Here is a 13,346-nt window from a genome sequence, read left to right on the forward strand (position 1 = left end):
TTAAAGAGTTTTGACCTCAACCATTCGAGCTTCAGATTCTCTTAAGGCAAATATCGATGATCCAACTCTAATTAAGATAGGGCCTTGCCCTAACAATCCTTTGCGCAAAACCTCTACCTGCTCTCCTGGCAAGAAACCAATATCCTCTAATTGGCCACGAACATCCTCCTGCTGATCGCCTATAGAGGCGATGCTGCAAACGCGAGCTCTTACGCCCGGAAGGATTTGCTCAAGATTCATGGCTGGATTAGGTATTAATGTAAATTGATTATATCCCTACATGAGAATGAATATCATTCTCTTGAAAAGGCATTAGCGCCTCATAATCAACGATTTAAACTACTTCAACACTGATTTAAGCATATTTACTTACTACAAGTATGAGCTAAATCAAGGGGGTTACTTATATCCAACCGGAAATCTGCCTCAACAGGCCAATCGACTTATGGCCAGGACTAACGCTAGATAGAGACCGAATTTTCCGAATCAGTTTTGCGAAATCGGTATTCAGGCTCAGGTCCTTGTTCATGGCAAGAAAGAAGATTTCGTCTTTCAATTGAATGAAATCTAGCCCATTCTCCAATGCAATACTTTTGACACCCATGCCAGCATCTGCTTTTTTAGCCAATATCGCTGTAGCAATTGCGGAGTGGGTGAACTCTTCATTTTCGTAGCCCCTAATGCCCTGCGCATCAATGCCTTCCTTAGCCAAAATGGTATCTAGAAGCAAACGTGTGCCAGATCCTTTTTGGCGGTTAATAAAGCGAATTTTCGGTCTTAGTAAATCTTTAGGAGAAATAATATTGAGTGGATTTCCTTTAGCCACTAACAGTCCTTGTACGCGCTTCATTACGGGGAATATTTGCATCCCCTCTTTTTGCAGTCGCTTAGAAATAATCAAGGAACTTTGTGAATCTGAAATATGGAAGCCAGCAATATCGACTTCATAATTCAATAGACGCTCCACAGCCTCACCCGATCCAGCAGTGATGAGTTCGAAGCCGCCAATATTTAAAACCGCTTTTTGAATCATCGGATCACTGCTACTAGCAATGCGCCATTGTTTTTTGGCCTTCACTCTAAACTGAGCAAAACCTTCTTCTAGGTGAGAGAGGCTAGATTGCCCCAATCGTATGGTCTTTTGATCGAAGTCTTCGGTAAATTGAATCAAGTATCTTGCGTATTCCGATAGTTGAGAGCCATGCCCCCTCACGCGGTCCATCAGCTTAAATCCCAAAGCCAACTCAACATCATTCAGTTTTTGCCAAACATTTCTGTAAGAAAGCCCCATTTTTTTACAGGCAGACATCAGCGTTTTGCCGTGATCAATATCCTTTAATAAGGCGGTTAACCATACCAAATCGACTACAGCTGGATCTTTAGCATTTTTACTTCCAAAAACTAGGGTTGGCCGGATCTGAATTCTCATATGTAATTTTTTGCATATTGATGTTTTGTAATATAGCAAATCTTAACCGAACCCATCCAATGGAGCTCTATTTAAATGACATTCTTATTAAAGCAATTACTGGCAAGCACAATTGCTGCTCTGATGCTTATAGGCAGCTCAGCTTATGCACAAGAAAAAAATATTGTCCTTTCCTCAACCACCTCCACAGAGCAATCTGGTCTTTTTGGCTATATTTTGCCAATCTTCAAAATGAAGACAGGTATTGATGTCAAGGTGGTTGCCGTTGGAACTGGTCAAGCTCTAGACATTGGACGTCGTGGTGATGCTGATGTGGTGTTTGTTCATGACAAGCCTGCTGAAGAAAAGTTTGTTGCTGAGGGCTTTGCCACAAAACGTATTGAGGTCATGTACAACGACTTTGTTTTAATTGGACCTAAATCAGATCCCGCCAAAATCGGTGGTGGCAAGGACATCAAAGTCGCATTTCAAAAGATCGCTACAGCACAGGCACCATTCGTATCGCGTGGTGACAAGAGTGGTACACATGCGGCTGAATTGCGCTACTGGAAAGATGTCGCTATCACGGTGGCTCCGAGTGCTTGGTACAAAGAAACTGGCTCAGGTATGGGTCCAGCATTAAATACGGCTTCAGCCATGAATGGCTATATCCTGGCTGATCGCGCTACCTGGCTTTCATTTAAGAACCGTGGCGATTTAACAATCCTAGTTCAAGGTGATCCAAAGCTATTTAATCAATATGGCGTGATGTTAGTCAACCCAGCTAAATTCCCACATGTAAAAAAAGCTGAAGGCCAAGAATTCATTGATTGGATTACATCTAAAAATGGTCAAGACGTGATTGCCAGCTATCAAATTGGTGGCGAACAACTCTTCTTTCCGAATGCCAAGAAACAGTAGAGCCAAATACATTACTTCAGTTAAGACACAAGGCCCGCATTGCGGGCCTTGTACTTTAGTTCTTCAGCATTTACTAATGCTGAAGTGAATATTGAACACTTACTTCTTTGGCGTTACGAAACCAATTGCTGTGTCGTCAACGAACTCAACTAATACGTCATCACCAGCCTTAAATTTCTCAAGACCTAAAACGCTTTGATCTACTTTCACTTTTTGCTTCTCGCCTGATGGCAATGTGAAAGTCACAATACGAGTCTTTGCATCGATCGTGGTAATTTTGACGGTAGCATAAACAGTGTCAGTTGTCTCTTCAAATGGCTTAGCTGAACCTTTGCCAGCGATCACAACAGAACGCACGCCTGACACACCAGGTTTTGCATCTTTAGGGGCGGCAACTAAACCAACCGCAATCGCTTGAGCGTGTTCAACCACAAACACATCACCCTTCTTTACTTTATCCAAATCATTGACTTGCTTGGCTACGTTCATTTGAGCCAAGTTACCGTTAGCGTCTTTCAGCACTACGATGCGTTTCTTCACATCTACGGAATCCACAGTGGCTGTCAATACAGCTGCTTCAGCTGCCAAAGGCAACATCTTTGCGGGGGCCTGAGCAAATACAGAGCTTGCAGCAAACAAACCGAGTGAGGCAACTAATGTAGTTAGTAAAGATTTCTTCAAGATAACTCCTAGATAAAGGGTTTTAAGGGATGTCGGTCTCTGACACCACCGATTCATTCTAACCATGAAGTGAGTTACTTTTAAGTCTTAAAGATCATATTTACACCTTAAATGGGTGTAATTTGCTACATTAGAAGCGTTTATGGCTCATTCGCAGACCCCTATCGTAATCCTGATGAAAACCTGGCAGGATGCCAAGCTAGATGCTTACTCTATTCGAAGCCGGGTCTTTATTGAGGAACAAGGCGTTCCAGAAGAGATGGAGCTCGATGAATTCGACCTCGATGCCAGGCATGCGCTTGCCTATGCAGATTCAGAATGTATTGGTACAGCTCGCCTAGTTACTCTAGCTGGGAATATTGGAAGAATTGGACGTATGGCAGTATTGCTAGGGTATCGAGGCCAAGGCGTTGCCAAACAATTACTGGGGGCTCTACTCAAAGCCTCCCAATCTCAGGGCATTAAAGAAATAGAGTTACACGCCCAAGTGACAGTGATCCCGTTTTACGAGCAATTTGGGTTTATTGCACAAGGTGATGTGTACGATGAAGCGGGCATCCCACATCGCGATATGATTCTACGTATCTAACAGCATTGAAATGATCATGACTCAGACCAATCACCCGCCCTTCCTTTTTCGCGTTTGCTACTCCGATACCGATGCAGCAGGCTTTGTATATCACGCGCGTTATCTGGAGATCTTTGAGCGTAGTCGCTCAGAATGGCTTCAGCAAAGGGGTTTAAGTCCAACAAAACTGGTGAATGAATTTGGCATTCTTCTGCCTGTTCGAGAACTCACGATGAACTTTCATAAGCCAGGACGCTTGGATGATCTTTTAAGGATTGATCAAGTTATTGAACATCGTGGTCGCACTCAAATTGCAGTCAAGCAAACTGCGCAGCGGATTGTTGTAGGCAGTGAGCCAGAGCTGATTGCCAGCGCCGTTCTTCATATTGTTTGTGTTGATACCACCTCCCTTAAACCTAAAGGCCTTCCCGATTGGCTTTTTGCAGCCGATCAATAAGACCTCAATTTAGGAGCACGTATGCAAGAAGGAAAATTACTGAGCTTTGTGAAAGGTCTCGCGACACTACTGGAAACTCATCCTAGTGAAGAGATCATTTTTTCCAAGGGTAAGCAACTTTTAGAAAACTTAATCCAGTCTGATGACTGGCTGCTAGAGGAATTTTGTAAACCACATCCACAGTATTACCAGCAATACTTGCTATATGCAGATCCCTTGGATCGCTTTTCAGTGGTGAGCTTTGTATGGGGTCCCGGTCAAAAGACGCCACTGCATAACCATACCGTCTGGGGAATGATTGGGCAGTTACGCGGGCAAGAACGTGGCGCCAACCATTACCGCCAGCCTGATGGCAGCTATCAAGCCGGTGAATCTTGTATTTGCGAGCCCGGTCAAGTGGCTACCGTATCTCCCAATACACATGACATCCATGTAGTTGAGAACGCCTTGAGTGACCAAACTTCCATCAGCATCCATGTTTATGGTGGAAATATTGGCCGTATCGAACGAGCTGTATTTGACCCGATTACAGGTTCAGAAAAATTATTTATCTCGGGATATGCCAACTCTGTAACACCAAACCTCTGGAATGCTGTCCGATAGCTTAAAATAGCGATTCTTTCTGCAAACACTGCAAGTGTGGCAGCTCACCCCATTGGCCGGGATAGTCGTTTAATTGAATACGGGCCAATATTTATTTGGCTCCTATGTTATTTACAGATCTTGGTTTATCAGAACCCATTCTTCGCGCGATTAGCGAGGAAGGCTATACCAGCCCTACCCCCATTCAAGCAAAATCAATTCCCGCTGTATTGAAGGGCGGAGATTTACTCGCCGCTGCTCAAACCGGCACCGGTAAAACTGCCGGCTTTACCCTACCGATTCTGCAGCGCTTAAGCAGTACAGCTCAGACTGGTGGCAAGCGTCAATTACGTGTCTTGATTTTGACCCCCACCCGCGAACTCGCTGCGCAGGTTCAAGAATCCGTCGTGACCTACGGCAAATATACTGGCCTCAAATCGACTGTTATTTTTGGCGGCGTCGGTGCTAATCCCCAAATCAAAGCCATTGCTGCAGGGCTCGATATCTTGGTAGCAACACCGGGTCGTTTGCTCGACTTGATGTCACAGAACTGTGTCTCACTTGCCAATATTGAAATTCTGGTTCTGGATGAAGCAGATCGCATGTTGGATATGGGCTTCTTGCGCGATATTAAAAAGATCCTGGCAGCATTGCCAAAGCAACGCCAGAACTTACTGTTTTCAGCGACCTTCTCTACCGAGATCAAGGCCTTAGCAGATGGTTTACTGAATTCACCAGCATTAATTGAAGTGGCGCGTAGCAATAGTACTAATGACGCTATTGCCCAGCTCATCCACCCGGTGGATAGAAACCAGAAACATCCTTTATTGGCGCATCTGATTAAAAAAAATCAGTGGCAGCAGGTCCTGGTATTTACTCGCACAAAACATGGTGCTAATAAATTAGTGACTCAGCTTGAGAAAGATGGCATTACCGCCATGGCTATTCATGGCAATAAGAGTCAAAGTGCCCGTACCAAAGCCTTAGCAGAATTTAAGGATGGGAAAATCACCGTCTTAGTCGCTACTGATATTGCAGCAAGAGGTATCGACATTGATCAACTACCCCACGTTGTGAACTACGACCTACCAAACGTCTCCGAGGATTATGTTCACCGGATTGGCAGAACTGGTAGAGCTGGCTCAAACGGAGTTGCGGTTTCTTTAGTCTGCGTTGACGAACATGAGATGCTTCGAGATATCGAAAAACTGATCAAGCAAAAGCTGCCGCAAGAGGTTATTGCCGGATTTGAGCCAGATCCGAATGCCGTGGCACAACCAATCCAATTACGAAGCCAGCAACACCAACAATCCAGAAAGCCTCGACCGGGCAATGCTGGCGGTGGCAATGGCGGAGCTAGGCCTGCAGCTAAGCGTAGTGGCCCGCCCAAACGTAGCTTTAATCGATAAATGTAGAGTTTGAGATGAGCTGCAGTTAACGGCTCAATCTCAATCTACTTTTAGATTAAACACGCTGGAGAAGTCGAGCTGCCCATTGCCGGCTTGACTATGGGCTTCGTAGAGTCTATGAGCCAACTCTCCAAGTGGAACGCTCGCATCTAAATCACTTGCATTCTCAGTGGCCAAGCCTAGATCCTTCAACATCAGATCTACGCCAAAGCCACCCGCATAGCCTTTTGAGGATGGCACATTCTCCATTACCCCGGGACAGGGGTTGTAGAGCTCTAAGGCCCAGTTTCGCCCAGAACTCTTAGACATGATGTCGGAGAGCACCTTCGGGTCCATGCCATTAGCTATGCCCAGGCGTAATGCCTCGCTCGTGCCAAGCATCTGAATGCCCAAGAGCATGTTGTTGCAGACCTTCACGGTTTGGCCACTGCCGCTCGTACCTGCATGGAAAATATTCTTACCCATCTTCTCTAACAATGGTCGAGCCCGATCAACATCAACACTATCTCCGCCCACCATGAAGGTTAAGGTTGCCGCTTGAGCCCCTGCAGTTCCACCGGATACTGGCGCATCAATCATGGCAAAGCCCTTGGCTTTTGCTTGGGCAGCTACAGCTTGCGCTACCTTAGGAGAGATCGTGGAGCAGTCAATGAGTAAGGCCTTGGGATTAGCAACAGTAAGCAAGTCAGAATTACCTAGGTACAAAGCCTCGACATGTCGTGAAGCCGGCAGCATGCTAATAATCACATCTGCATCAGGAACCGCGTCGGACACACTAAGTGCAGGCACTCCTCCACCAGCCTTAAACGCATCTAGTTGAGTCTGAACAAGATCAAATCCCTGAACTTGGTGACCCGCTTTAACTAAATTGAGGGCCATAGGCAGACCCATATTGCCCAAACCTAAAAATGCAACTTTCATATGCGCTCCGTATGCAATAGTAAAGTTCTAATATCTCACTATAGCTTGCTAATAAACTAGCTTGATCAATTTTTGGAGAATGAAATGGCTATTAAGGTAATTGGTCTTATTCAGCTAAATGATCCTGAGGCATTTGAGGAGTACCGATCGCAAGTAGGAGATACGGTAGGCCTCCATCAGGGCAAGATTATCTCTCGTGGATCATTTAATACATTTTTATGGAATGAATTGCAATGTGATTCCTTTAGCGCGGTTGTAGAGCTGGAGTTCCCAGATCTGGAGCACTCAGAATCATGGGCCAATAGCCCTGAGTATCAAAGCTTACTAGCGATTCGCAGTAAAGCGATGAAGCTCACTTTATTTTCTGTCAGCCTATAAAAATAAAGCCTGGCTCCTTGTGGGGGCCAGGCTGAATTGAATTCAGAGTAAGAAGAGTTACTTCTTAGCTTCCATAGCTTCTTTGGTAGCAGTAATTTCTTTGCGACGCTCTTTGCATGCACCAGCAATTTCTTGCAAAGCTTTACGAGCACGAGCAGCGGATGCCTTGACACCCTTTTCAATAAACTTTTCGTTTTCTGCTTTATAAGTTTCAAACGCAGCCAACAATGTATCGTGTTGTGACATCTTGTCTCCTAGATCTTTAATTAAAGTTTGAGTATTGAGCTCGAAAATAGTATATCCCCATAAAAAGCAGGGAATTACAGGTAAAGCCCTAGGGATAACTCTTAGATTGCCCAAATCCTCGAAAATGGAAAAAACCATTAAAAATGAGGGAGATACAGGTGAAAAGCAGCAATATCTCGTTTATGGGCTGGCGCCTTAAATGAGCAAGCTTGGGCTCTCCGGGCCCGTTTAGCCGGCCATCATAAAGAATATAGATACCCCAATGTCATGTGAGAATTACACACCTCCATTGGATTTACGCCCAAATTAACCGTCCCAATTAATACAGAAAAGAATGATGTCCATCAAAAATCAAGACTATGCATTTGTGCGCAACAAGCTACTTAACAAAGAAGAAATCGCTCTATTAGATGTTCGCGAAGAAGATCCTCATGCACAAGAGCATCCTTTATTTGCAGCCAATCTTCCACTGTCACGTATCGAGGTTGATGCATTTAGCAAGCTCCCCAGAAAAGATGTGCCAATTGTCACGCTAGATGATGGCGAAGGGCTTGCGCAATTAGCCGCGGAAAGACTCTCCAAGCTTGGTTATGTAGATGTTTCAGTATTTAAAGGCGGCGTTACAGCATGGAAAGCTGCTGGCGGAGAGGTCTTTAAAGACGTGAATGTTCCGAGTAAATCTTTTGGTGAATTTGTGGAATCAAAAAGGCATACCCCTTCCCTATCTGCGCAAGAGGTAAAGAAGTTAATTGACGATAAGGAAGATGTAGTCGTTGTAGACGTGCGTCGCTTTGATGAATATCAAACCATGAGCATCCCGACCGGCATTAGTGTCCCAGGCGCCGAATTGGTTTTACGCCTCCCAGAATTAGCGCCAAACCCTAAGACGAAGATCATCGTCAATTGCGCAGGAAGAACACGTAGCATCATTGGCACTCAATCGCTCATTAATGCCGGCATTCCAAACGAAGTGAATGCATTACGTAATGGCACGATTGGTTGGACCTTGGCTGGTCAGGAATTAGATAAAGGTCAAAGTCGTAAATTTAAAGAGGTAAGCGAAAGTACTGCTGCCACAGCTGCTGAGCGTGCACGAAGCGTTGCTGATCAGGCTGGGGTGAAGCGAGTGAAGCTCGCTGATATCGCGCAATGGAAATCTCAAGCCGAGCGAACTACTTATTTCTTTGACCCAAGGACTCCTGAAGAATATGAAGCTGGTCACCTACCTGGATTTCGGTCGACACCAGGCGGACAATTAGTTCAAGAAACAGAAATGGTGGCGCCTGTTCGTGGTGCACGCATCGTGTTATCCGATCCGGGTGGTGTGAGAGCAAATATGCCAGCCTCATGGCTTGCTCAGATGGCTTGGGATGTCTATGTGATTGATGACATCAAAACAAGTGATCTGACAGAGAAAGGCGCTTGGATTGCACCTCAGCCGCAAACACCACCTATTCAGATGGTCGATGCGGATACTGCCTCATCATGGTTAAAAGAGGATGCCAAGACAATTTGCATCGATCTCAGCACCCACGCAAATTATGTCAAAGGCCACATTACTGGTAGTTGGTTTGCACTACGTTCTCAGTTTGCCAATGCATTGAAGAACCTTCCCGCAGCAAATCGCTACGTACTCACTAGTACTACGGGTGACTTAGCTGTATTTGCTGCACAAGAAATTCAATCTCTTGCTCGATCTCTCAATCAGGCGGAAGTATTTGCATTGACTGGAGGCAATGCAGCATGGATCAAGGCTGGCTTTGATCTTGAAAAAGGGGCTACTCATTTAGCATCACCCCCAATGGATCGCTACAAGCGGCCATATGAAGGTACCAGCGTTGATCCCGCCGCAATGCAGGCCTACCTAGATTGGGAATTTGGCTTAGTCGAGCAGCTTGGAAAAGACGGAACTCATCACTTCTGGGTTCTATGAGAATAGTGAATTGCAAAACGATCGCCCTACTGCTATTGGCTTTAGGACTCTCGGCCTGTGGTCGAGAAACCTACACTACCTGGTCGTGCACAGATGCTGCTGGAAATAAATCTCCTCTGATTCTTAAAAAAGCGCAGATGCAGTTTCAGGATCGTCAATATGACTACTGTGGAAGCCTTGGACCACTGAGTTATTTTGATCTGAAATGTCCTGCTCAAATACAGGACTCCAGCAATATTTTTACGACCAGTTCTGGCAAGCTCATCAGCAAGACAAATGAATTTCGATGCAATGAACTCTAAAGAGAAAAACTCCCTTAGCCCCAAAAAACTACTGCTGAGCAAGTGGACGGCAGTAAACCCAAGCCATAAGCGAAAACACTTTTTAGTCAGTAAAGTCATCCTGCCAGACTTACCAGAAGCAGCCATTGAGTTTGTAGAGCTAGAGGCGGTTTTTGATCAGCATTCTCAAATCATTCCTTGGCGTGAACTGAAAGATTCTGAGATCTGGCTTCAGGGCTGGGTGTAAAAAAAGCCACCCATCTGGGTGGCTACCAATCTTGCGTAGTATCTGGCTATTTAGAATTCTCCTTGGAACCCGAAGATTTTCTCAGATGCTCTTCAATATTCTTCTCTGCAGTATCAGCAACTTGATTCACAATTTTTCGCCCTTCTTTGAACATCTTCTGCCCAGCAGTTGACATGTCATGAACCACTTTAGATAACTTGTCTGCATGTCCTGGCAATTTACCTTCGACATCCTCCAGCCAAGCCACCAAAGAGCTACGAACTTTCTCTAAATGCTTTTCAGTTCCATCAGCCGCGTCATCGCCAATGTCCTTGAGAACAGATTTCACTTTCTTTTGGTAAACAGTAGCGCGTTTCGCAGCTTCCTTGGTGGCTAACTCCTGAAGTTCTTTAAGCTTTGCAAGGTCATTTTTAGCGGCAGACTTAGCGCTCTCCATGGCATTTTTCATGCCCCACTGAATTTCTTCGAGATGATGCTCACTCAGATCTTTGGCGGCATCTAGTAATTTATGTGAGTAGGCAAATAACTCCTTCGCCTTCTCTTGTTGCCATGCTTGAATGTCTTTCTTGTCCATTACAACCTCCCTTTAAGTTAAAAAACATAACAGTGAAATTAAAAACTGACAGTTCCACTCTATACCCAATTTAAAGACTTGCCAATTGCTTGCTTTAATAGCATTAAAATTAAGCTATGAGTGACAGAAAAAACCTATACGAGACGATTGGCGGTGCTGCTAAGCTTGAAGAATTGGTGGATCGTTTCTATGATTTGATGGCCCTAGAAGAGGCCTTTATTGACTTGCGCGCATTACATTCGGAAGATCTATCAAACTCAAGAGATAAGCTCAAACTCTTTTTATCAGGCTGGATAGGCGGCCCGGACGTCTACTCTCCAAAGCATGGCCACCCCATGCTGCGCGCACGGCACTTGCCATTCAAGATTGGCCTCAAAGAACGTAATCAATGGTTAGCCTGCATGTATCGCGCGATGGAAGATTGCGGAATTGACAGTCAGATTGGCGCCCAGCTAGAAGAGTCTTTTTTTAATACAGCCGACTGGATGAGAAACCAAGCAAACTAATCTAACTTAGCTCCAGCTTGCTTTACGGCTTTAGCCCAGCGCGGCATCTCTACTGCTAGAAATTTAGTAAATTGATCTGCATTTAGATAAGCTGGATCGGCACCTTGCTCAAGCATCCTTTTTTGAATATCAGCAGACTCCAAAGTCTCCTTAAAAGCCTGGCTCAGCTTATTAACCACTTCTGTTGTAGTTCCCTTGGGCGCTAAGACTCCATAAAAGCCAACAACCTCTAAGTTTGCAGTGCCGGTCTCGATCACTGTTGGTGTATTTGGCAGTGCCGGGTTTCTCTTTGCGCTCGTAACGGCAAGCGCCCTCACCTTCCCTAACTTGGCATAGTTGGCTGCCTGTGGAACTGACTCAGCCATAAATTGCACATGGCCTGCTATGAGATCAGTGAAGGCTGGAGCACTGCCCTTAAAAGGAATATGCACCATAAAAATACCGGTTTCGTTTTTTAACATTTCCGGGACTAAATGGGAGATGCCGCCATTACCAGCCGAGCCGTAATTTAATTTCCCAGGGTTGGCTTTGGCGTAGGCTATAAATTCTTTGAGTGTTTGTGCTGGCACATCCTTATTCACTATCAAGGCTAAGGGCTGTTGTGCGGTCCTTGCGATCGGCTGAAACTCTTTTAAAGTCTCATAAGAGGTTTTGGTGTAAACCGCAGGATTAATGACCATCGTACCGGTATTGGCCAATAGCAAGGTGTATCCATCTGCAGGTGATTGAGCCACAAATTGCGCCCCCACCGTACCACCTGCCCCTGCTTTGTAATCCACGATTACAGGTTGACCTAAGATGGCTTGTAGTTTTTCAACCAGCAAGCGCATATGGGCATCAAGCGGTCCACCCGCCGGAAAACCAATAATCACTTTAATTGGCTTATCTGGATATGCAGCTTGGGCACTAAGAGAGAACCAGAAGCCAAATAAGGCGATTGAGAAGATTGCTGCCTTATGAAATGATTTGCGCATAATTTTGAGAGTTAAATTAAAAAGCAATAGCCTAGAGATCATTGCCACAAGCAAAACCGCTAGCCCAAGCCCACTGGAAATTATGACCACCAAGATGTCCCGTGACATCAACACACTCGCCAATAAAATATAAACCCGGATGATTTCGGGCCATCATCGTTTGACCATCGAGCTCTTTGGTATCTACGCCACCCAACATCACTTCAGCCTTTTTCCAACCCAGCGTTCCAGCTGGCTTTACCGACCAATTGGTAATGAGCTCTTTAAGTGACTGACGGTCCTTTTTAGAAACTTCAGCCCACTTTTTGCCTAGGAGGTTTTTCTGCTCAGCGAATGCTTTTGCTAGGCGCAATGGCATTACTGAAGCTAAGATATTTTCCGTTAACTTGAGGCGGTTATCCTCGTGATTAAATAATTCATCGCAAGTAAATTGACCGTGGGCCTCTACTGCACCCAACCAATCAACATGAATTTCCTCACCTTCCACCCAGTAACTACTGGCCTGCAACACTGCAGGTCCGGAGAGGCCTTTATGCGTTAAGAGTAGATCCTCGTTAAAGCGACACGCACCATAGCGCTTTCCCTTAGATCCTGCTGCAATACGCACCGGCAAGCTTAGGCCAGACAATTCAATCAAGTTATCAAACTCACCAGATGTAAACGAGAGCGGCACTAATGCAGGACGTGGATCAACAATCTTCAATCCAAATTGCTTCGCGATATCGAGAGAGTATGCGGTTGCGCCAATTGCCGGGACTGGCAGACCGCCGGTTGCCATTACCAATGATTTGGCTCGTTCTTCACCAGCATTGGTTTTAACAATCCATCTCTCTGCCACATTTGAAATCGATTGCACTGAAACTGGATGACGGATATCGACATGACCTTTAGCGCATTCCGCAAGTAACATCTCGATAATTTGCTTTGCTGAATCATCGCAAAATAACTGACCCTGATGTTTCTCGTGATATGCAATACGATAAGACTGCACTAGCTTGATAAATTCTTTTGCGGGATAGCGCGCTAAGGCGCTTTTTGCAAAATGGGGGTTCTGGGATAGAAAATTAGCTGGACTGCTATGCAAGTTAGTGAAATTACATCTTCCCCCACCGCTAATCCGAATTTTCTCGCACAAGACATCAGCATGGTCGAGTACCAAGACCTTCTTACCTAACTGACCAGCAACACCAGCACAAAAGAGCCCAGCAGCTCCACCGCCAATAATGATGGCATCCCATGTCTTACTCATATTTTGCCCAT

Annotated in this window: 18 protein-coding genes; 10 read left to right on the forward strand and 8 right to left on the reverse strand. The window is 45.2% G+C overall.

Annotated features, from left to right (window positions below):
* Nucleotides 1-240: a FeoA family protein gene (locus C2747_RS06395; protein WP_215330786.1), complete on the reverse strand. Its 240-nt coding sequence runs from the start codon at nucleotides 238-240 to the stop codon at nucleotides 1-3.
* A gap of 163 nt (nucleotides 241-403) precedes the next feature.
* Nucleotides 404-1,429: a substrate-binding domain-containing protein gene (locus C2747_RS06400; protein WP_215330787.1), complete on the reverse strand. Its 1,026-nt coding sequence runs from the start codon at nucleotides 1,427-1,429 to the stop codon at nucleotides 404-406.
* 75 nt (nucleotides 1,430-1,504) lie between these two features.
* Between C2747_RS06400 and C2747_RS06405 the strand changes: the two genes are divergently transcribed.
* Nucleotides 1,505-2,329: an ABC transporter substrate-binding protein gene (locus tag C2747_RS06405; RefSeq protein WP_215330788.1), complete on the forward strand. Its 825-nt coding sequence runs from the start codon at nucleotides 1,505-1,507 to the stop codon at nucleotides 2,327-2,329.
* 99 nt (nucleotides 2,330-2,428) lie between these two features.
* On the opposite strand, the gene C2747_RS06410 is transcribed toward C2747_RS06405, so the two are convergent.
* Nucleotides 2,429-3,010: a hypothetical protein gene (locus tag C2747_RS06410; RefSeq protein WP_251374710.1), complete on the reverse strand. Its 582-nt coding sequence runs from the start codon at nucleotides 3,008-3,010 to the stop codon at nucleotides 2,429-2,431.
* Nucleotides 3,011-3,152: 142 nt separating this feature from the next.
* Between C2747_RS06410 and C2747_RS06415 the strand changes: the two genes are divergently transcribed.
* The 4 genes from C2747_RS06415 to C2747_RS06430 all read left to right on the forward strand — a co-directional run bounded on the left by C2747_RS06415 (nucleotide 3,153) and on the right by C2747_RS06430 (nucleotide 6,026).
* Entirely contained in the window at nucleotides 3,153-3,599 is a 447-nt protein-coding gene (locus tag C2747_RS06415; protein ID WP_251374711.1) for a GNAT family N-acetyltransferase, read from the forward strand.
* Nucleotides 3,600-3,615: 16 nt separating this feature from the next.
* A complete protein-coding gene (locus C2747_RS06420; RefSeq protein ID WP_215330789.1) occupies nucleotides 3,616-4,035 on the forward strand; it encodes a YbgC/FadM family acyl-CoA thioesterase in 420 nt (139 codons plus the stop codon).
* A 21-nt stretch (nucleotides 4,036-4,056) separates the two neighbouring features.
* Nucleotides 4,057-4,638: a cysteine dioxygenase family protein gene (locus C2747_RS06425; RefSeq protein ID WP_215330790.1), complete on the forward strand. Its 582-nt coding sequence runs from the start codon at nucleotides 4,057-4,059 to the stop codon at nucleotides 4,636-4,638.
* Between the two features lie 104 nt (nucleotides 4,639-4,742).
* A complete protein-coding gene (locus C2747_RS06430) occupies nucleotides 4,743-6,026 on the forward strand; it encodes a DEAD/DEAH box helicase (protein WP_215330791.1) in 1,284 nt (427 codons plus the stop codon).
* A gap of 39 nt (nucleotides 6,027-6,065) precedes the next feature.
* On the opposite strand, the gene mmsB is transcribed toward C2747_RS06430, so the two are convergent.
* Nucleotides 6,066-6,947, reverse strand: coding sequence for a 3-hydroxyisobutyrate dehydrogenase (mmsB, locus tag C2747_RS06435; protein ID WP_215330792.1), 882 nt, complete (start codon nucleotides 6,945-6,947; stop codon nucleotides 6,066-6,068).
* A gap of 84 nt (nucleotides 6,948-7,031) precedes the next feature.
* Between mmsB and C2747_RS06440 the strand changes: the two genes are divergently transcribed.
* On the forward strand, nucleotides 7,032-7,325 hold the full coding sequence (locus C2747_RS06440; protein ID WP_215330793.1) for a DUF1330 domain-containing protein: 294 nt from the start codon (nucleotides 7,032-7,034) through the stop codon (nucleotides 7,323-7,325).
* A 57-nt stretch (nucleotides 7,326-7,382) separates the two neighbouring features.
* Here C2747_RS06440 and C2747_RS06445 read toward each other — a convergent pair whose 3' ends face one another.
* Nucleotides 7,383-7,571 (reverse strand): hypothetical protein, encoded by a 189-nt coding sequence (locus tag C2747_RS06445; protein ID WP_015421310.1) that lies wholly within the window; start codon nucleotides 7,569-7,571, stop codon nucleotides 7,383-7,385.
* Between the two features lie 337 nt (nucleotides 7,572-7,908).
* On the opposite strand from C2747_RS06445, the gene C2747_RS06450 reads away from it, so the two are divergent.
* The 3 genes from C2747_RS06450 to C2747_RS06460 are packed head-to-tail and all read left to right on the forward strand — an operon-like array spanning nucleotide 7,909 to nucleotide 10,032.
* A complete protein-coding gene (locus tag C2747_RS06450) occupies nucleotides 7,909-9,504 on the forward strand; it encodes a rhodanese homology domain-containing protein (RefSeq protein WP_215333109.1) in 1,596 nt (531 codons plus the stop codon).
* Nucleotides 9,501-9,806 (forward strand): hypothetical protein, encoded by a 306-nt coding sequence (locus tag C2747_RS06455; RefSeq protein ID WP_215330794.1) that lies wholly within the window; start codon nucleotides 9,501-9,503, stop codon nucleotides 9,804-9,806. The genes C2747_RS06450 and C2747_RS06455 overlap by 4 nt, the downstream gene beginning before the upstream one ends.
* The gene (locus tag C2747_RS06460; RefSeq protein WP_215330795.1) at nucleotides 9,796-10,032 is read left to right on the forward strand and encodes a TIGR02450 family Trp-rich protein; all 237 of its coding nucleotides are present in this window, start codon (nucleotides 9,796-9,798) and stop codon (nucleotides 10,030-10,032) included. The genes C2747_RS06455 and C2747_RS06460 overlap by 11 nt, the downstream gene beginning before the upstream one ends.
* A 46-nt stretch (nucleotides 10,033-10,078) precedes the next feature.
* On the opposite strand, the gene C2747_RS06465 is transcribed toward C2747_RS06460, so the two are convergent.
* Nucleotides 10,079-10,606 carry a hypothetical protein gene (locus C2747_RS06465; RefSeq protein ID WP_215330796.1) on the reverse strand — a complete coding sequence of 176 codons (528 nt, stop codon included), beginning with the start codon at nucleotides 10,604-10,606 and terminating at the stop codon, nucleotides 10,079-10,081.
* Nucleotides 10,607-10,722: 116 nt separating this feature from the next.
* Here C2747_RS06465 and C2747_RS06470 point away from each other — a divergent pair, with 116 nt between their 5' ends.
* Nucleotides 10,723-11,112, forward strand: a complete 390-nt coding sequence (locus C2747_RS06470) for a group II truncated hemoglobin (protein WP_215330797.1) — start codon at nucleotides 10,723-10,725, stop codon at nucleotides 11,110-11,112.
* Here the strand turns inward: C2747_RS06470 and C2747_RS06475 are convergent.
* Both C2747_RS06475 and C2747_RS06480 read right to left on the reverse strand, forming a co-directional pair.
* Nucleotides 11,109-12,086 carry a Bug family tripartite tricarboxylate transporter substrate binding protein gene (locus C2747_RS06475; RefSeq protein ID WP_215330798.1) on the reverse strand — a complete coding sequence of 326 codons (978 nt, stop codon included), beginning with the start codon at nucleotides 12,084-12,086 and terminating at the stop codon, nucleotides 11,109-11,111. The genes C2747_RS06470 and C2747_RS06475 overlap by 4 nt on opposite strands.
* Nucleotides 12,087-12,117: 31 nt before the next feature.
* Nucleotides 12,118-13,335, reverse strand: coding sequence for a BaiN/RdsA family NAD(P)/FAD-dependent oxidoreductase (locus C2747_RS06480; protein WP_215330799.1), 1,218 nt, complete (start codon nucleotides 13,333-13,335; stop codon nucleotides 12,118-12,120).
* Between the last annotated feature and the right edge of the window lie 11 nt (nucleotides 13,336-13,346).

It is taken from the genome of Polynucleobacter corsicus (assembly GCF_018688255.1).
Classification (GTDB): Bacteria; Pseudomonadota; Gammaproteobacteria; order Burkholderiales; family Burkholderiaceae; genus Polynucleobacter; species Polynucleobacter corsicus.